Source organism: Candidatus Zixiibacteriota bacterium, assembly GCA_035574315.1.
GTDB lineage: Bacteria > Desulfobacterota > Binatia > UBA9968 > UBA9968 > DATLYW01.
In genome coordinates this window covers 70,849-88,100 of sequence record DATLYW010000049.1, presented here as the reverse complement: position 1 = coordinate 88,100, position 17,252 = coordinate 70,849, and the positions used below count along the sequence as shown (strand labels likewise).

The 17,252-nt window shown below is 66.9% G+C and carries 16 protein-coding genes; 10 read left to right on the top strand and 6 right to left on the bottom strand.

The genetic code is table 11. The features are described from left to right. Nucleotides 1-151: 151 nt before the first annotated feature. From VNN77_18810 to VNN77_18795, 4 genes are read left to right on the top strand one after another with little or no spacing between them, the layout of a single operon-like run. Nucleotides 152-1,339: an efflux RND transporter periplasmic adaptor subunit gene (locus VNN77_18810; protein HXG53454.1), complete on the top strand. Its 1,188-nt coding sequence runs from the start codon at nt 152-154 to the stop codon at nt 1,337-1,339. A 10-nt stretch (nt 1,340-1,349) separates the two neighbouring features. Then, nucleotides 1,350-2,024 carry an ABC transporter ATP-binding protein gene (locus tag VNN77_18805; protein HXG53453.1) on the top strand — a complete coding sequence of 225 codons (675 nt, stop codon included), beginning with the start codon at nt 1,350-1,352 and terminating at the stop codon, nt 2,022-2,024. Between the two features lie 10 nt (nt 2,025-2,034). After that, nucleotides 2,035-3,195 carry an FtsX-like permease family protein gene (locus tag VNN77_18800; GenBank protein HXG53452.1) on the top strand — a complete coding sequence of 387 codons (1,161 nt, stop codon included), beginning with the start codon at nt 2,035-2,037 and terminating at the stop codon, nt 3,193-3,195. A 4-nt stretch (nt 3,196-3,199) separates the two neighbouring features. Then, the gene (locus VNN77_18795; protein ID HXG53451.1) at nt 3,200-4,369 is read left to right on the top strand and encodes an ABC transporter permease; all 1,170 of its coding nucleotides are present in this window, start codon (nt 3,200-3,202) and stop codon (nt 4,367-4,369) included. An 84-nt stretch (nt 4,370-4,453) separates the two neighbouring features. Here the strand turns inward: VNN77_18795 and VNN77_18790 are convergent, their stop codons facing one another. The 3 genes from VNN77_18790 to VNN77_18780 all read right to left on the bottom strand — a co-directional run bounded on the left by VNN77_18790 (nt 4,454) and on the right by VNN77_18780 (nt 7,552). Beyond that, on the bottom strand, nt 4,454-5,458 hold the full coding sequence (locus VNN77_18790) for an asparaginase (GenBank protein HXG53450.1): 1,005 nt from the start codon (nt 5,456-5,458) through the stop codon (nt 4,454-4,456). Between the two features lie 94 nt (nt 5,459-5,552). Continuing rightward, a complete protein-coding gene (locus VNN77_18785; GenBank protein HXG53449.1) occupies nt 5,553-6,485 on the bottom strand; it encodes an LLM class F420-dependent oxidoreductase in 933 nt (310 codons plus the stop codon). Nucleotides 6,486-6,502: 17 nt separating this feature from the next. Further along, nucleotides 6,503-7,552 carry a cupin domain-containing protein gene (locus VNN77_18780; protein ID HXG53448.1) on the bottom strand — a complete coding sequence of 350 codons (1,050 nt, stop codon included), beginning with the start codon at nt 7,550-7,552 and terminating at the stop codon, nt 6,503-6,505. A gap of 461 nt (nt 7,553-8,013) precedes the next feature. On the opposite strand from VNN77_18780, the gene hisS reads away from it, so the two are divergent. From hisS to VNN77_18765, 3 genes are read left to right on the top strand one after another with little or no spacing between them, the layout of a single operon-like run. Then, nucleotides 8,014-9,282, top strand: a complete 1,269-nt coding sequence (gene hisS / locus VNN77_18775; GenBank protein ID HXG53447.1) for a histidine--tRNA ligase — start codon at nt 8,014-8,016, stop codon at nt 9,280-9,282. Nucleotides 9,283-9,286: 4 nt separating this feature from the next. Continuing rightward, the gene (gene aspS, locus VNN77_18770) at nt 9,287-11,083 is read left to right on the top strand and encodes an aspartate--tRNA ligase (GenBank protein ID HXG53446.1); all 1,797 of its coding nucleotides are present in this window, start codon (nt 9,287-9,289) and stop codon (nt 11,081-11,083) included. A 45-nt stretch (nt 11,084-11,128) separates the two neighbouring features. Next, complete coding sequence (locus VNN77_18765) at nt 11,129-11,785, top strand: hypothetical protein (GenBank protein ID HXG53445.1); 657 nt, start codon at nt 11,129-11,131, stop codon at nt 11,783-11,785. Here VNN77_18765 and VNN77_18760 read toward each other — a convergent pair. From VNN77_18760 to def, 3 genes are all read right to left on the bottom strand, one after another. Next, nucleotides 11,769-12,404, bottom strand: coding sequence for a hypothetical protein (locus VNN77_18760; protein ID HXG53444.1), 636 nt, complete (start codon nt 12,402-12,404; stop codon nt 11,769-11,771). The genes VNN77_18765 and VNN77_18760 overlap by 17 nt on opposite strands. A 253-nt stretch (nt 12,405-12,657) precedes the next feature. Then, entirely contained in the window at nt 12,658-13,953 is a 1,296-nt protein-coding gene (gene cofH / locus VNN77_18755; protein ID HXG53443.1) for a 5-amino-6-(D-ribitylamino)uracil--L-tyrosine 4-hydroxyphenyl transferase CofH, read from the bottom strand. Nucleotides 13,954-13,998: 45 nt separating this feature from the next. Next, nucleotides 13,999-14,532, bottom strand: a complete 534-nt coding sequence (gene def, locus VNN77_18750; protein HXG53442.1) for a peptide deformylase — start codon at nt 14,530-14,532, stop codon at nt 13,999-14,001. Between the two features lie 138 nt (nt 14,533-14,670). On the opposite strand from def, the gene VNN77_18745 reads away from it, so the two are divergent. Genes VNN77_18745 through sufD form a run of 3 tightly spaced genes read left to right on the top strand, consistent with a single transcriptional unit; the run spans nt 14,671 to nt 17,244 of the window. Further along, entirely contained in the window at nt 14,671-15,123 is a 453-nt protein-coding gene (locus VNN77_18745; protein HXG53441.1) for an Rrf2 family transcriptional regulator, read from the top strand. A gap of 13 nt (nt 15,124-15,136) precedes the next feature. Continuing rightward, nucleotides 15,137-15,895, top strand: a complete 759-nt coding sequence (gene sufC, locus VNN77_18740; protein ID HXG53440.1) for a Fe-S cluster assembly ATPase SufC — start codon at nt 15,137-15,139, stop codon at nt 15,893-15,895. 23 nt (nt 15,896-15,918) lie between these two features. Further along, nucleotides 15,919-17,244, top strand: a complete 1,326-nt coding sequence (sufD, locus tag VNN77_18735; GenBank protein HXG53439.1) for a Fe-S cluster assembly protein SufD — start codon at nt 15,919-15,921, stop codon at nt 17,242-17,244. The last annotated feature ends 8 nt before the right edge of the window (nt 17,245-17,252 follow it).

Sequence of the window (17,252 nt, the reverse complement as noted above, 5' to 3'; positions counted from 1 at the left end):
TAGGAATCGGTTTACGTCCGGGACGGCCATCGGGAATATTTTCCTCGGGAAAATGCTCCCGGATCCTCGCCCAATGTTCATCGCTGAGTCTCAACATGCGCCGATGATACACGAGTTTCTAATTTTGAGATAGGTTCTAGGAAAATCGTTTATGGAAGGCGATGCCGATCTCGCGGCTTTGAGGATCGATCGCCCGGAGCGCGGCGGTCCGTGGCGAAGGCGGCGCGCGCTGCGCCTCGTGCTCCGGCTCGTCGGGCTGCTCGCGCTCGCCGGCGCCGCCTTCGTCCTCTGGGGCCGATTCCGGCCCGGCATCGAGGTCCGGCTCGCCGCGGTCTCGCTCACTTCCCCGTCGCAGGCGCGAGCCGTGTTGACGGCGAGCGGCTACGTGGTCGCCCGCAGAAAGGCGGCGGTCGCGTCGAAGGGGACCGGTACCCTGGTCTACCTCGGGGTCGAGGAAGGGGACAGCGTCAAGAAAGGGCAAGTGATCGCGCGCCTCGACGACGCCGACGTGGTCGCCGCGCTCCGACGGGCGCAGGAAAACTTGCGGCTCGCGGAGGCCGACCTTCACGACGCCAGGGAAAACCTCGAACGGCAGAGACGGCTGCTGGCGATGAACCTGATCGCTCAGGCGGATTACGATGCCGCCGACGCGCGCTACCAGCGGGTCGTGGCGTCGATCGGCGCGGCGCGATTCGCCGTCGAGGAGGCCCGGGTGGCGGTCGAGAACACCCGGATCGTGGCGCCGTTCGACGGAACCGTGGTCCAGAAAAACGCCGACGTGGGAGAGATCGTCGCGCCGCTGGCGGGTGCGGCGAGCTCGCGCGCGGCGGTCGTCACGATCGCCGACATGTCGTCGCTCGAGGTCGAGGCGGACGTCTCCGAGGCGAACATCACGCGAGTCCTCCCCGAGCAGGAGTGCGAAATCACGCTGGACGCGTACCCCGAGCATCGTTACCCGGGTTACGTGAGCAAGATCGTCCCGACCGCCGACCGGGCGAAGGCGACGGTGATGGTGAAGATCAAGTTCGGTCGGTACGACCGCCGGGTGCTGCCGGAGATGAGCGCCAAGGTCGCGTTCCTCTCGCCCGCGACCGACGCCGGCGGGCGCGACGCCAGGCCTTTTCTCACGGTACCGGAGACAGCCGTGGCCGAGCGCGAGGGCCGGCGCGTCGTCTACCGCGTGCGGGACGGACGGGCGGTCGAGACGCCGGTGGTCATCGGGCGAAAGGTCGCGGGGCTGATCGAGGTCAAGGAAGGATTGAAGGAAGGCGAGCGGGTGGTTTCGAGGGCGACCGAGGCGTTGCGCGACGGCGTCAGGGTAACCGTGAAAGGACAGTGACGCTGCAGCCGTGGAGAGCCCGCTGATCGAGATTCGCAACCTGTTCAAATCGTACCGGCGCGACAGCATCGAGATCCCGGTCCTGCGGAACATCTCGCTTGCAATCGCGCCGGGAGAGTTCGTCGCCCTCATGGGGCCGTCGGGATCCGGCAAGACCACGCTGCTGAACCTGATCGCGGGCATCGACAAGCCCACCGCGGGGACCATTCGGGTCGCGGGCACCGACATCACCGAGCTGAGCGAGAGCGAGCTGGCCGAGTGGCGAGCGCGCCACATCGGCTTTATTTTCCAGTTCTACAATCTCATCCCGGTCCTCACGGCGCTCGAGAACGTCGAGCTGCCCCTGGTGCTGACCCCGCTTTCGAGAAAGGAACGGCGCGCTCACGCGGAGGCCGCGCTGAGGATCGTGGGGCTGGCCGACCGCATGCACCACTATCCGCGCCAGCTTTCGGGCGGCCAGGAACAACGGGTGGCGATCGCCCGGGCCATCGTCACCGATCCGCTGATCCTGGTGGCGGACGAGCCGACCGGCGACCTCGACAAGGTCTCGGCCGAGGAGGTGCTCGATTTGATGGAGCGGCTCAATCGCGAGCTGAAGAAGACCATCGTGATGGTCACCCACGATCCTCGAGCCGCCGAGCGGGCCCGGGCGCGCCGCCACCTGGACAAGGGCGAGCTGGCGTGAGGAGATTCCGGTGGAGCTGCTCAAGCTGCTCTTGCGCAACGCCGTCCGGCACAAGCTGCGAAGCTCGCTCACGGTAATCGGCGTCGGTGTCGCCGTGATGGCGTTCGCCCTGCTGCGCACCGTGGTCAGCGCGTGGTACGCGGGAGTGGAGGCGTCGGCGGCCAATCGCCTGATCACCCGCCACGCGGTCTCGTTCGTCTTTCCCCTGCCGCTCGCCTACCGGGACCGGATCGCGCAGATTCCCGGGGTCACCGCCGTCACGTTCGCCAACTGGTTCTCCGGGGTCTACATCGACAAGAACCAGTTCTTCGCCCGGCTGGCGGTCGATTCGGATACCTTTTTCGAGGTTTACCCGGAGTTCGTGGTTCCCCCGGAGCAGTTCGAAGCCTTCCGCCGGGAACGCAACGCCTGCATCATCGGCCGCGACATCGCGCGGCGCTACGGCCTGAAGATCGGCGACATCATGACGCTCGAGGGAGACGTCTATCCGGGCCGCTGGGAGTTCGTGGTGCGCGGTATCTACGAGCCCCGGGACCAGAGCACCGACCCGGCGACGATGATGTTCCACTACCGCTATCTGGACGAGCGGGTGCGGCGCGAGCTGCCGGAGCGCTCGGGTGAGGTCGGCTGGTACATCGTCCGTATCGACGATCCGGAGAACTCGGCGGCGATCTCCGAGGCGATCGACCGGCTCTTCGCCAACTCGCGCGCCGAGACGAAGACCGAGACGGAACGGGCGTTCCAGCAGAGCTTTCTGTCTGCGGCCAGCGCCGTCATCACGGCGATGAACGTCATGTCGTTCGTGATCATCGGCATCATTCTCCTGGTTCTCGGCAACACGATGGTGATGTCCGCGCGGGAGCGGACGCACGAGTACGCGGTGCTGAAAGCGCTGGGGTTCTCCGGGCGCCAGCTCTGCGTGTTGATCGCGGGCGAGTCGCTGATCCTGTCGGTCCTGGGGAGCGCGGTGGGGCTGGGGGCGACCCTGCCCGCGGTCGAGGCGTTCGAGGCCGCGCTGCCCAAGGGATGGTTCCCCGTCTTCTACGTCAAGCCCGAAACGATCCTCGCCGGTGCCGCGGCGGGGCTCGGCGTGGGCGTGCTCGCGGCGCTGATCCCCGCTCGCCGCGCGCTCGCCACGCGGATCGTCGAGGGGTTGCGCTACGTGGGCTGAGCCGATGGCGGTCCCGCTGAAGTACGTCGTCCGGAGCTCCTGTTCCCGGCGCCTGACCACGTTCCTGACCGCTTCCGGGATCGCGCTCGTCGTGTTCGTCTTCACGGCGGTGTTGATGATGGCGGACGGCGTGCGCGAAACGCTCCGCTCCACGGGGTCGGACGACAACGTCGTGGTGATCCGCAAGGCCGCCATGAGCGAGATCATGAGCATCCTCGATCGCGAGGCGGCCGCGATCGTCTCGGGCCTTCCCCAGGTGGCGCGTCTGCCCGACGGACGTCCGATGAGCTCCCGGGAGATCGTCGTGGTCATCAACCTCGACAAGATCGGGGGGTCGGGCATCAGCAACGTCACCGTCCGGGGCGTGGAGGAGGCGGCGTTCCGGCTGCGGCCGGCCGTGCGGATCGTCGAAGGGCGGGCGTTCCGCTGGGGCGCGCGCGAGGTCGTCGTCGGGGCCGCCATCGCCGGCCGGTTCGCCGGCGCGCAGATCGGCGAGCGGATCAAGTTCGGCGGCGATCAATGGACCGTGGTGGGAACCTTCGCCGCCGACGGGAGCGGCTTCGAGTCCGAGGTCTGGGGGGACAGCCGCCAGATCATGGACGCCTTTCGGCGCTCCTCGTTCTCCACGACCACCCTTCGGCTCGTTCATGCGGAGGCGTTCGAGGAGCTGCGCGCCGTGTTCGAGGCCGACAACCGATTGCAGCATCTCAGCGTCAAGCGGGAGAAGGCGTTTTTCGAGGAGCAGTCGGAGATGATGGCCACGTTCATCCGCATTCTCGGAATCTTCGTGACGGTGATTTTCAGCTGCGGCGCCACCATCGGCGCCATGATCACCATGTACGGGGCGGTGGCCAACCGGACGGTCGAGATCGGCACGCTGCGCGCGCTCGGTTTTCACCGGCGCAGTATCCTGCTGGCGTTTCTGCTAGAATCCCTCGTGCTTTCCGTGAGCGGCGGGGCCGCCGGCCTCGGTCTCGCCTCGCTGCTCCGATTCTTCACGATCTCGACGCTGAACTTCGGGTCGTTCGCCGAGCTGGCGTTTTCGTTCGCGCTCTCGCCGGGAATCGCCGCCGCCTCGCTGGGCTTCGCCGTGCTCATGGGGCTGGCCGGGGGCTTTCTTCCGGCGGTTCGCGCGGCGCGCCTCGACATCGTCCACGCCTTGCGTGCGGCGTGATGCGGCTCGGGCGGGATTCCGACCCGGCCGCTTCGCGGCGTTCGACGGCCGATATTGAAACCGGCAGGCGGGAACCGGGAAACGTCAATAGGTGTCGAACATCCGCTGGATCTCGTCGGCGTTGGAGGTTTTCGTGAGCGCCAGCGAGAGCAACAGGCGGGCCTTCCACGGCGGGAGGTTGTCGCCGGCGACGAAGCCGCGGCGCGCCAGGCCGGGGCTCCGGACGACTCGCCCGGCAGCAACGCGGCTGCACAGGCACATGATCATCCCCTTTTCCTTGTACATCCGGTCGAAAGCCTCGTCCTCCGCCGGCGTGGGGCGGCCGGCCCCCGTGCCGGCGCTGACGATGCCGCGGGCGCCCGCCGCCGCGGCGGCCTCGATCATCCTGCCGTCGGCGCCGACGTAGGAGACCACGATGTCGACGCGCGGCAGCGACCGCATGTCGCGGACATCGAACTCGGTTTCGACCGTGTGCTTCTTCACCGGGGAATGATAATAGACGACCCTGCCGTCGCCGTCCGCGTATCCGAGCGGTCCGAGGTCGCGCGACTGGAAAGCCTCGACTCGATAGGTCGCATTCTTGGTGACGTCGCGGCCGTTGAAGATCGTGTCGTTCATCACCAGCAGGCAGCCGCGTCCGCGCGAAGCGGGATCGGCGGCGACCCGGACCGCGTTCACCACGTTGAGATAGCCGTCCGCGCTGATCGCGGACGCGGGCCGCATCGCGCCGACGAGCACGACGGGCTTGTCGGTCTTGAGCGTCAGGTTGAGAAAATAGGCCGTCTCCTCGATCGTGTTGGTGCCGTGGGTGACGACGATGCCGTCGGCCCGGTCCTCGTCGAAGATCGCGTGGATCGTGCGCACCAGATCGAGCCAGTCCTTGTCGACGAGCGCGTGACTGGGGAGCCGCCGGAACGGGACCTCGCGCACCTCGGCGATCGTCTTCAACTCGGGAAGCTGCGCCAGAAGCTCGCCCTCGCCCAGCCGTTTGCCCGCCTCGATATACCAGGCCAGGTCCAGGCGGTCCTTGCCGAGCGAGTCGATCGTTCCGCCGGTGATGATCAGCGCGATGCGCGGTAAACTGCTCATGATTGAACGGGTCCTTTCTCGATCAGCGTGGGGATAGCTGTTCTTAGCCCAGCGGCAAGAGCAGTTCAAGACGGCGCCGCCGCAGCGCGGGCGATCACGAAGCGAAGGCGGGGAGCACCTCGCGCCCGAAACGCTCGATCTGTTCGCGCCGAGCGGGCCAGTAGGGGACCATGAACTGCAGGCCGACGTGCACGGCCCCCGCCGCTCGAAAGCGCATCAGCGCCTCGGCGACCTGAGCGGGGCTGCCGCGCAGGGAGTCTTCCTGCTGCGGCACGTCGCGTTCGGTCAGCTCGACAGGGAGGCAGCAGGCGAGCTGCACGTCCGCGGGATCCCGGCCCGCCTCGCGCGCGCAGCGGCGGACGTGCTCGAAGCGGCGGGTCAGCTCGGAGGGCGTGATCCTGACGAAGTACGGAAACCAGGCGTCGCCGTAAACGCCGGCGCGGCGCTGCGCCCGGCGCCCTTCGCCGCCGATCCAGATGGGCAGCCGCGGCTTTTGGAAGGGCTTCGGGTTGAAGGCGATGTTCTCGAACCGGTAATAACGGCCGTCGAAGCTCGCGCGCTCGTCGCTCCACAGTCGCGCGAGCAGGCGCAGCTGCTCGTCGGAGACCTCGCCGCGCTCGGCGAACGGCGCGTTGAGCGCGGCGAACTCCTCGCGCATCCAGCCGACGCCGAGACCGAGGACGAGCCGGCCGTGCGAGAGGTGATCGATCGTGGCCGCGGTCTTGGCCCAGTAGAGCGGATGGCGGTAGGGCATGACCATCACGCTCATGCCGAGACGGATCTTTTCCGTGCAGCCGGCGAGAAACGCAAGGCACGTGAGCGGCTCGAAGAACGGACGGTCCGGCGGCACGATGAAGGTGGACTCCCGGCTGTAGGGATAAGGAGTCTCGATCGTCCAGGGGATCACGATCCGATCGGCGGCCCAGACGCAGTCGTATCCCAGGGATTCGGCCTGTCGAGCAGCACTCATCAGAGTGTCGCGGCTTGCGGCTCTGCCGGAGACGGGAAGAAAGACGCCGAACTTCATCGCCGTTGCGCTTCGCCCTAAAGGCCGAGATAGGATTCGCCTCGGCCTTCTTCGCGATACAGGCCGAAGGCGTCGAGGATCGGAGCGTCGTTCATGGAGAAGAGCAGAGCCTCCTCGTTGGGGGAGGTGTTGGCATGCTCGTGCCAGTGCCAGAGCGGTACGATGAAGGTGTCTCCCTTCCGCCAGTGAAACGGCCGTCCGTCGATGGTCGTCGTGCCGCTGCCGCGAAACACGTGGTAGATCGCGGTGCTCGTGTGGCGGTGCGGAGCGGTTCGCTGGCCCGGGTGAAGGAGCTGGATCCGGCAGGAGAGCGTCGGCAGGGTCGGCCCGCCGGTCAGCGGGTTGGCGTACTCCAGGGCGTACCCCTCGTAGGGATGCGGCGGTCCTTCGGCCAGGCGCTGAAGCGCGGCATAGGTGTCGCGCCAGCGATAGTGCAGCGGGGCGGACCGCGTACCCTCGGGCGGCGCCACAGGCCGGACGGAGCCCCAGGGCAGTGCGGCGGAGGCGCTTTTCACCGGCAGCCGCTTTTCGGGATAAGGCTCGAAAGAAATCACCTGCAGGGCCTGGATGAAGGGAACGTCCAGGCCGTCGATCCAGATCACGGGCTCTCCACCCTCGTGGGCGTGCTCGTGCCAGGCCCAGCGCGGCGTCAGGATCAGGTCGCCGTCCTCCATGGCCATTTTGCAATGATCGACGTTGGTGTAGGCTCCCTTGCCCTGGAGGATGAAACGCACGGCGGACATCGTGTGGCGGTGCGGCGGCGCCACCTCGCCCGGCTGGATGAGCTGGAACGTGAGCACCATCGTGTGGCTCGTCATCTCCAGATCGGCCACGCCGGGGTTGACCAGCCGGAGCGTGCGGCGCTCGGCGGTTCCGCGCTCGAGCGTCACGTGCTCGCGGGCCTGGAGCAGGGCGTCCAGAACGTCGGCCCACGGCCAGAGATGAGGAACGACTTTGGTTCTCGGGTCGGCGGGCCGATCCGCCGCGGGAACGCGCCAGAGCCCCGAAATCCACTTTCCGCGGAGGCGCTCGTCGAGGTCCTTCAGCCGTAGATTCTCTTCCGCCATCGATGCTCCGCGTCGGGCGTGACGCCGCTCGACGCCCGGTCGCGGGCCGCCGTCGGCGTCGGTGTGCGTGACCAGTCATTATCCAATGGCCTCGGCGTTGTCAATTTGACTTGGCGCGCGGACAGGCCACGCCCACCCGGAGCGCGGCCCGAAGCGCGCGGCCACGCGAGACCGTGCGCGGATTGGGAGCGGTGGGACCTCCCCGCCGGGCCGGAGGTTGACGCGCCGGGCGGGCCACGTTAACGTAGGGAATGCTCTTGAGGTTTCCTGGCGGGCGGTCGTTGCATATCCACTCTGTCCATCCTCGCGCATAAAGAGTTCCAAGGCCGAGCCGAGCGTCGGGTTCGCGCCGCCAGTCGGCGCAGGCAGAGGCGCGCGCCGGCCCCGCAGGAGCGCGGACGGTGATCGTTTGCTTGACCTGAGAGTATCGTTGTGCTGTATGGAGTGAAGGCCGGATTCCGATGAAAGTCAGCGCCATCAAAGGTTTTTCCGACGTGCTCCCGGGGGATGTGGAGACCTGGCAGGTCGTCGAGGAGCAGGCGCGGAAGATGTTCGCCGCATACAATTTCTCCGAGATCCGGATCCCGATCCTGGAGAAGACCGAGCTGTTTACACGCTCGATCGGTGAAACCACCGACATCGTGGAAAAGGAGATGTACACGTTCGCCGACCGGGACGCCAAAGGGTCGCTGCTGACGCTGAGGCCCGAAGGCACCGCGGGCGTGGTGCGGGCCTACGTCGAGAACGAGCTGTACAAGACCGAGCCGGTGCGCAAGCTCTTCTACGTCGGTCCGATGTTTCGCCGCGAGCGCCCCCAGAAGGGCAGGATGCGCCAGTTCCACCAGATCGGGGCGGAAGCGCTGGGGCGCTCCGACCCGTTCATCGACGCCGAGCTGCTGCTGCTGCTCAACGATTTTTTCGCGGCGGTCGGCGTCGGGGGGGCATCACTGCAGCTCAACTCGCTCGGCTGCGTGCGCTGCCGGCCACCGTACCGGGAAGCGCTGCAAAAATACCTCCGCGAGCGCGAAGCTCAGCTGTGCTTCAATTGCCGGCAGCGGATCGAGCGCAATCCGTTGCGGGTCCTGGATTGCAAGGAGCCCGGCTGCACGGAGAAGACACGGAACGCGCCGTCGATCCTCGAACATCTCTGCGAAGCGTGCCGGGAGCACCTCGAAGCGGTCCAGCGCCTGCTCGGGGCCGCGGATGTGGCGTTCGCGCTGAATCCGCGCATGGTCCGCGGCCTCGACTACTACTGTCGAACCGCTTTCGAATGGATCAGCGATCAACTCGGCGCCCAGAACGCGATCGCCGCGGGCGGACGCTACGACGGTCTGGTTCATGACCTGGGAGGTCCGTCGATCCCCGGCGTCGGCTTCGCGATCGGAGTGGAACGGCTCGTGCTCCTGCTCAAGCTCAAGGGTCCGCACGGGCCGCGCGGCCCCGCGCTCTACGTCGTCGCGATCGGAAGGCGGGCGCGCGAGTGGGTTTTTCCGCTGGTGCGCTCGCTGCGGCGGCAGGGACTGACGGTGGAAATGGACGGCGAGGAGAAGAGCCTCAAAAGCCAGATGCGCCGGGCGGACAAGCTCAAGGCGGAGACGGTGCTGATCGTCGGCGACGACGAGCTGGCCCGGGGGCGACTGATCGTACGCGACATGAGAAAGCAGCGACAGGAGGAGATCGCGGCGGAGCGCGCCGAAGCGGAGCTGCTGGCGAGAAAGGCGGGCGGCTAGGCCCATGGAACGAGTGTTCGACGAACCCCTGGGAGACTGGAAGCGGAGCTGTTACTGCGGCGAGCCGCGGATCGAGTCCGCGGGCCGGGAGCTGACCGTCGCCGGCTGGGTCCACAGCCGGCGCGATCACGGCGGCCTGATCTTCGTCGACCTGCGCGACCGTAGCGGGCTTCTCCAGGTGGTGTTCAACCCGGCGGTGAGCGCCGCCGCCCACGAGAAGGCGAAGCAGCTTCGCGCAGAGGACGTGATCGCCGTCCGCGGCGCGCTCGAACGCAGGCCGCCAGACACGGTCAACGCGCAGCTCGCCACCGGAGCGGTCGAACTGCTCGGCCGCGAGCTCAAGCTGCTCAACGCCGCGCAGGTGCCGCCGTTCCCGATCGAGGACGAGACCGAAGCCAGCGAAAACACGCGCCTCAAGTACCGCTATCTCGATCTGCGCCGGCCCAAGAGCCTGGGCCACCTGATTCTCCGCTACCGCATGACCAAGCTCATCCGGGACTACCTCGACGGGCTGGGTTTCATCGATGTCGAGACGCCGGTGCTCACCAAGAGCACGCCCGAGGGAGCCCGCGATTACCTGGTTCCGAGCCGGATCTATCCAGGGAAGTTCTACGCGCTGCCGCAGTCGCCGCAGCTCTTCAAGCAGATCCTGATGGTTGCCGGCCTGGACCGCTACTACCAGATCGTCAAGTGCTTCCGCGACGAGGACCTGCGCGCGGACCGGCAGCCCGAGTTCACCCAGCTGGACATGGAGATGTCGTTCGTCCAGAGCGGGGACGTCATCGAGGTGACCGAAGGCATGATCGCGCTGCTGTTCCGCGAGCTCAAGGGAATCGACCTGCCGCGGCCGTTTCCGAAGCTCACCTGGAAGGAGGCGATGGATCGTTACGGATCGGACAAGCCCGACATCCGTTTCGGCCTCGAGCTGAGCGATTTCACCGAGGTCTTGCGTGGCTCCAAGTTCAAGGTCTTCGCCTCGGCGATCGAAAAAGGCGGCGTGGTCAAGGGAATCCGGGTGCCGGGCGGCGGCGGGCTGTCGCGCAAGGACCTCGACGATCTCACCCCGCTGGCGGCGACCTACGGCGCCAAAGGAGTGGCCTGGACCCGGCTCGCCCCGGAGGGCTGGCAGTCGCCGATCGCGAAATTCCTGTCCGAATCGGAGCGCAAGGCGATCGAGCAGGCCGCGGGAGCCCGGCCGGGCGACGTGATCGTCTTTTCGGCCGACGACGCCGGGGTGGTTCATGAGACGCTCGGCAACCTGCGGATCCATTTCGGGCGGAAGCTCGAACTGATTCCGGAGCGCCAGTATGCGCCGGTGTGGATCGTGGAGTTTCCGCTGCTCGAGCTCGACCCGGAGCAGGGGCGCTACGCGGCGGTGCACCATCCTTTTACGGCGCCGCTGGACGCCGACCTGGCCCTGCTCGACAGCGATCCACTCAAGGTGCGCTCCAAGGCTTACGACCTTGCTCTGAACGGGCTGGAGATCGGTGGCGGCAGCATCCGGATTCATCACCTCGGGTTGCAGAAGAAGATGCTCGCGCTCATGGGGATCGGCCCGGAAGAGGCCGAGGCGAAATTCGGCTTTTTCCTCGAAGCGCTGAGCTACGGCGCGCCCCCGCACGGGGGGATCGCGCTCGGCATCGACCGGCTCGCGATGGTGCTGAGCGGAGCGCGCTCGCTCCGGGACGTGATCGCCTTCCCGAAGAGCCAGCGAGCGGTCTGTCTGCTCACCGACGCCCCTTCGACCGTCGACCCGAAGCAGCTCCGGGAGCTCGGCATCCGCATCGTCGCTGCGGATTGAGGATCGGCCTTGAGGCGACCACGGCCATTTGTTGCGTTGCGGCCCATGCTGAAGCGGCTGCCGGTGCTGGCGCTCGCGCTCGCGGGCTGCACGTTCGGGCCGGGAAACATCCAGACCCGGCATTCGACGGATATCCAGGCACGCAAGGTGAGGCGGATCGCGGTGGTGACGCCGGAGACCGCCCAGCCGGCGCAGAAACCGAAGGTTCCCTTTACCTCGGGGCGCGAGGCGAAAAACTCCGAAAGGGAGATTTCGGAAACGCTCGCGCGGCAGCTCTATGCGGCGATGGCCGCGGCTCCGGGCTGGCAGATCGTCGCGGAAAGCGAAGTGCGGGAGGTTGCCGGCACGGTCTCGACGGAGGGGGAGGCGGCCCGCCTGCGACGGATCGGGGAGATGGTCTTCGCCGACGCGGTGCTGGTCGGACGCGTGCAGCGCTACCGCGAGCGCGTGGGCGACGAATGGGGCGCGAAAAGCCCGGCGTCGGTCGCCTTCGTGCTCGAGCTGATCGACGTGCGCAGGGGCGACATCGTCTGGTCCGCGCGCTTCGACGAAACGCAAAAGCCCCTCAGCGAGAACATCTTCGCCCTGGGCGAGATCAGCCAGCGGGGAGTGCGCTGGCTCAGCGCCGAGCAATTGCTGCACGAGGGAGTGAAGAAAGCCGTCGGGCAGCTGCACCAGCTGCTGGTCAGGACGCGGGCCTGAGCGGCGGCGCCGAGAGCTCGGCTCCGGGCGCCGCGGCGGATGGTTCCGCGGTGAAAGGCCTGCCGATCGCCCGGCCGATCCGGTCCCCCAGATCCTGCAATCGGCGCCTTCCGGCGCGGTCGATGAGGACCGTCGCCCCGAAGCAAGTCACCAGCCGCAGAGCCGGAGCGGGAAAACGCTCGGCGGCCGAGGAGCCGGCGACAGCGAAGCCGCCGTAAACCTGGTCCGTTCCCAGGTGGAGGCGCTCGATCTCGCCGTAGGGAAGCGTGAGCCGGGCGCCGCCGAGCAGCGCGCGCTTGACGAAGATCGCCACGCCGCGACGATGGTCGAAGGTGACCGTGCGCTTGAGCGTGACGAGATAGACCGCGACGCCGAACAGGATCACGTTCATGACCGGAAAGTACCAGAGGTCGGCCGCGGGCCCCTCGAATCCCCGGCGCGCGACCGCGAGCACGATCGGAATCGAAACGGAAAGCAACGTCAGGGCGATACCGAGGCAGAGAAAGGCCGGAAAGCGGGCGCCCTGCCAGACCAGGCTCAGCCGGTCCGCGTTCTCCTCGGCGACGCGAAACCCCAGGCGGTTGCCGATCGCCTCGAAGCGGGCCGGGTCGCCGTTCATTGAAGAGTCCGCGCTTGCGATCGGTCCCGGACGCGCCCGGCGGGCCCTCGCCGGCGAAGACGATGGATCGGTACCTCTGCGCAAGTTTCGATCGGGATCCTTCGATGAAAGCCGGCGCTCGACGGCGGCGCCGTACGTCCCGGAGCACAAAGACTTTGGAATCGCGACTTCCCGCGTCTTGGCTGCTCCAGGGCCGTCCGTCGTTCTGTCGGCCAGGCTGCGAAGTTGGTTTGCATGCGGTGCGGCGCGGGGGTCAGGATCTCCCCTTCTGCTCGCGATAGAAGTCCCTGAAGCGGTAGCTCTGCTGGCGGATCAGCTGGTGGTAGGACCCGAAGCGTTCTTCGGGCTGCTCGACGGCGTCGAGCCGGTCGGCCCCGTCGGAGTCGGCGTCGCGAAAGACTTTCAGGTGCCGATAGGTGGTGGAGCGCTCGGCAGGAACGCGGCCCAGCTCGCGGATCAGCGAGCGGAACTGCGACGGCTTCATCAGCTGCCCGTGGCCCGAGCCGGCGGCGGTCGAGATGCTCTCGTTGATCAGCGTTCCACCGAAGTCGTTGGCTCCGGCGAGCAGCGCCGTCTGCGACAGCTTCGGTCCCTCCTTCACCCACGAGACCTGAAGGTTGGGAATCCAGCGGTTAAGGGCAAGGCGCGAGACCGCGTACATCTTGAGAACTTCGGCGCCGGTCGCGCCGGACCGCAGGCCGGCGATCTTGCGGCGCTGCGCCATCGGCGCTTCCTCGTACACGAAGCTGAGCGGTACGAACTCGGTGATCCCTCCGGTGCGCCGCTGGATGTCGCGGAGGATGCTCAGGTGGATCGCCTTGTCGCGCGAGCTCTCGATGTGGCCGTACATGATCGTGGACGTCGTCGGGATCCCGACCTCGTGTGCGGTCTGGATCAGATGAATCCACTGCGCCGTCGTGATGCGGCCCGGCGAGATCTGCCTGCGGACCTCGTCGACCAGGACCTCGGCCGACGTTCCTGGCAGGCTGCCGACGCCCGCCTCCTTCAGCGCGACGAGATAGTCCCGGACGCCGACACCCGTCAGCGTCGCTCCGTAGAGCACTTCCTCCGGCGAAAAGCCGTGGATGTGGAGATCGGGAAGCGCCTCCTTGAGCGCCCGGCAGAGGTTGACGTAGTGCCAGCCGTCCATTCCCGGCGCAAGTCCCGCCTGGACGCAGACCTCGGTTGCCCCGAGCTCCGCCGCCTCGCGGGCGCGCCGGACGATCTCCTCGACCGGCAGGAAATAGCCCTCTTCCGCCAGATGGCCCCGGCTGAAGGCGCAGAAGCCGCAGGCCTTGACGCAGACATTGGTGAAGTTGATGTTGCGGTTGACTACGTAAGTAACGATGTCGCCGACGGTCTTTTCCCGGAGATAGTCGGCCGCAGCCGCCAGGGGCAGGAGCTCGGGGCCTTCCGCGTCGAAGAGCTGCGTGATCTCGTCGATGGAAAGCTCGTGATCCGAGAGCGCCCGGTCGAGGATACGGGCCGTGGAAAGCCGTGTGGACGAGAGAAGGCGATCGAGCGCGGTTTGCAACGCGGTGGACGTCATGCGGGGAATCTAGCCTTTCACCGGAGCAAAGACAATGCGGCGGGCTTACCGGCCGGCCCAGTAGCGAGCCAGCTCTTGAAGGAAGGTGAGCGTGGTGAAATCGCGCATGCGGTCGAGATAGACCCTGCCGTTCAAGTGGTCGCACTCGTGCTGGATGATGCGCGCGTGAAAGCCGGTGGCGGTGAAGCGCAGATCGTCTCCCCGGCGGTCCCAGGCCTCGACCCGGACCGCGCGGTAGCGCGGCACCTTGCCCCGCAGATCGGGGATGCTGAGGCAGCCCTCCCAGTCCTCCTCGAGATCCTCGCCCGCCGGAGCGATGACCGGATTGACCAGCACCGTCAGCGGCACGGCGGGCTTGTTCGGGTAGCGGGGGTTTTCCGCCACCTCGAGCACCGCGATCCGCTTCGACTCGTGGACCTGGTTGGCCGCAAGGCCGACGCCGTCGTATTCCCGCATCGTCTCGATCATGTCGTCGATGAGCTTCTGGACGGCGGCGCTTTCGAGCTCCTCCCTCTCGACACGGTCCGCGGGGCGGCGCAGCACGGGATGTCCGAGCCGTGAAACCTTCAGGATCGACATGGATTTTCTCTTAGCACAGGGCCGCAGACGGTGGAAGGGCGGAGCTGTGAGCCCGGTTGCCTTGACAATGGAGACCTAAGGAGTCTATATTTCAATTCAGCCATGAGGCGCTCCCGAACCACGGAGAGAAGCTCGTTGATGAACGTCGGGCGGCGGGTGGACTACGCGATCCGCGCGCTGTCCTATCTCGCCGGGCAGCCCGAAGGAAAGATCGTGAGCCGCGCGGATATCGAGCGCAGCCAGGACATTCCCCCGTTCTATCTTTCCAAGATCATGAAGGATCTGGTGGCGGGAGGGCTGGTTCAGTCGCACGTCGGCTCTAAAGGAGGGTTCACGCTGGCCAAGCCCGCGGACTCGATCACGATCAAGGACATCTACGAGACCGTCGAGCGGCCGCTGGTCTTGATGGAGTGCGTGGAGAAAGGAGCGAGCTATTGCTCGTACTGTCCGGTCTGCCTGCAGAAGTCGATCTGGGAGCAGGCGCAAGCGGTGCTGGCGAGGTTCCTGGACAGCATCGCGATTCGGGACATCGCGGACAAGCAGGGGTTGCGGGGGCGCCTGTCGCCGCCGCGTGTCCAGACGGCCGGTTAGCGCACACAGACGAATGTTGGAGATCAAGAATCTACGCGTCAAGGTGGAGGAGAAGGAGATCCTGCGCGGCATCGACCTGCGGGTCGGGGCGGGCGAGGTCCATGCGATCATGGGGCCGAACGGGTCGGGCAAGAGCACGCTGGCGCACGTTCTCGCGGGAAGGGAGAGCTATCAAGTCGTCGAGGGCGAGGTCGTCTATCGCGGCAAAGACCTCCTGGCGATGACCCCGGAAGAACGGGCGCGAGAAGGGGTATTCCTCGCGTTTCAGTATCCGGTGGAGATCCCCGGCGTGAGCACGAGCTATTTCCTCAAGGCCGCGCTGAACGCGGTGCGCAAACATCGCGGCCTCGAAGAGCTGGACGCCATGGAGTTTCTCGCGCTGATCAAGGAAAAGGCGCGGCTCGTGGAAATGGATGAGGCGTTGATCAATCGACCGCTCAACGAGGGTTTCTCCGGCGGCGAAAAGAAGCGCAACGAAGTGCTCCAGATGGCCGTGCTCGATCCGAGCCTCGCGATCCTCGACGAGACCGACTCCGGCCTCGACATCGACGCGCTGCGCGTGGTCGCCGCCGGCGTCAACGCGTTGCGCTCCCCTGAGCGGGCGATGATCGTGATCACCCATTATCAGCGGCTGCTCAATTACGTCGTTCCCGACTACGTCCACGTCCTGTACGACGGGCGGATCGTGAAATCCGGCGCCAGGGATCTCGCCCTGGAGCTCGAGGTCAAGGGTTACGACTGGGTGAAGAGCGAGTCGGCCGCCCTGCAGTGAGCCGCTCCGGGCACGCGCTTCCGATGATTGCAACCCGAACGAAAGAGCACTACGTCGCGGTCTTTTCCCGCTACCGCAAAAACGGCATCGGGCGGGGCCCTTCGTGGCTCGAGGACTTGCGCGAGGAGGCGATCCGGGCCTTCGCGCAGCTCGGCTTTCCGACGCAAAAGGACGAGGAGTGGAGGTTCACCAGCATCGAGCCGATCGTCGCGCGCCCGTTCGAGAGGGCCAACGGCGTGCCGTGGAGCCCGCCGGCGAAGGAGATCTTCAGCCTCTCGTTCGCCGACCCGGCCTTCAGCCGCCTGGTGTTCGTCGACGGGCGGCTTGCGGCAGAGCTTTCGAGCCTGCGCGGCGCCGCCCAAAGCGTCGAAGCCGGCAGCCTGGCGCGGGCGATCGCGGACGATCACGAAATCGTGCGCGCGCATCTCGGTCGCTGCGCGGGCCACCGTGATCGCAGCTTCGTGGCGCTGAACGCCGCGTTTTTCGAGGACGGGGCGTTCGTTCACGTGCCGCGCGGCGCAGTGCTGGAGGAGCCGCTCTACCTGATCTTCGTTTCCCGCGGCGGCGAGCGCCCGGCGGCGGTGCACCCGCGCAACCTGCTGGTGTGCGGCGAGGCAGCTTCCGCCCGGGTCGTGGAGTGCTATATCGGCCTGGAGGCCGGGACCTACTTCGACAACCCCGTCACGGAGATCGTGCAGGAGCCGGGGGCGGTGCTCGATCACTACCGGCTGCAGCGCGAGGGCGCAAACGGGCTGCATGTGGGAGAGGTCGTCGCACGGGTGGGGCGGGGCGCCAGCCTGACGGCGCACGGCATCACGCTCGGGGGAGCGCTGGTGCGTAACGACGTGCGGGTGGCGCTGGACGGGGAGGGCGCGCAGTGCGTCCTCAACGGGCTTTATCTCGTGGACGGCGCGCGGCATGTCGACAACCACACGAGAATCGATCACCTCAAGCCGCACGCGACGAGCTTCGAGCTCTACAAGGGTATTCTCGCGGGCAACGGGCACGCGGTCTTCGACGGGAAGATCCTGGTGCACAGGGGGGCGCAGAAGTCCAACGCCCGGCAGGTCAACCGCAACCTCTTGCTCTCCGACGGGGCCGGCGTCAACACGAAGCCCCAGCTCGAGATCTACGCCGACGACGTCAAGTGCAGCCACGGCTCGACCATCGGCCAGCTCGACCGCGATGCGCTCTTCTACCTTCGCTCGCGCGGACTGGATCTCGCCGGCGCCCGAAGCCTGCTGAGCTACGCCTTCGCGAGCGAGGTGGTGAACCGGATCCGCATCCCGCCGATGCGGGCCGGGCTGGACGAGTACGTGCTGGGCAAATTTACCGTGACGGACGGTTGAAGATTCCG

Bases quoted from the DNA above. Each gene is read 5' to 3' on its own strand.
- VNN77_18760 (HXG53444.1), bottom strand. From the start codon at position 12,404: ATGAACGGCGACCCGGCCCGCTTCGAGGCGATCGGCAACCGCCTGGGG.
- VNN77_18745 (HXG53441.1), top strand. From the start codon at position 14,671: ATGAACGTCGGGCGGCGGGTGGACTACGCGATCCGCGCGCTGTCCTAT.
- VNN77_18790 (HXG53450.1), bottom strand. From the start codon at position 5,458: ATGAGCAGTTTACCGCGCATCGCGCTGATCATCACCGGCGGAACGATC.
- VNN77_18795 (HXG53451.1), top strand. From the start codon at position 3,200: ATGGCGGTCCCGCTGAAGTACGTCGTCCGGAGCTCCTGTTCCCGGCGC.
- hisS (HXG53447.1), top strand. From the start codon at position 8,014: ATGAAAGTCAGCGCCATCAAAGGTTTTTCCGACGTGCTCCCGGGGGAT.
- aspS (HXG53446.1), top strand. From the start codon at position 9,287: ATGGAACGAGTGTTCGACGAACCCCTGGGAGACTGGAAGCGGAGCTGT.
- sufD (HXG53439.1), top strand. From the start codon at position 15,919: ATGATTGCAACCCGAACGAAAGAGCACTACGTCGCGGTCTTTTCCCGC.
- def (HXG53442.1), bottom strand. From the start codon at position 14,532: ATGTCGATCCTGAAGGTTTCACGGCTCGGACATCCCGTGCTGCGCCGC.
- VNN77_18810 (HXG53454.1), top strand. From the start codon at position 152: ATGGAAGGCGATGCCGATCTCGCGGCTTTGAGGATCGATCGCCCGGAG.
- sufC (HXG53440.1), top strand. From the start codon at position 15,137: ATGTTGGAGATCAAGAATCTACGCGTCAAGGTGGAGGAGAAGGAGATC.
- VNN77_18780 (HXG53448.1), bottom strand. From the start codon at position 7,552: ATGGCGGAAGAGAATCTACGGCTGAAGGACCTCGACGAGCGCCTCCGC.
- VNN77_18785 (HXG53449.1), bottom strand. From the start codon at position 6,485: ATGAAGTTCGGCGTCTTTCTTCCCGTCTCCGGCAGAGCCGCAAGCCGC.
- VNN77_18765 (HXG53445.1), top strand. From the start codon at position 11,129: ATGCTGAAGCGGCTGCCGGTGCTGGCGCTCGCGCTCGCGGGCTGCACG.
- cofH (HXG53443.1), bottom strand. From the start codon at position 13,953: ATGACGTCCACCGCGTTGCAAACCGCGCTCGATCGCCTTCTCTCGTCC.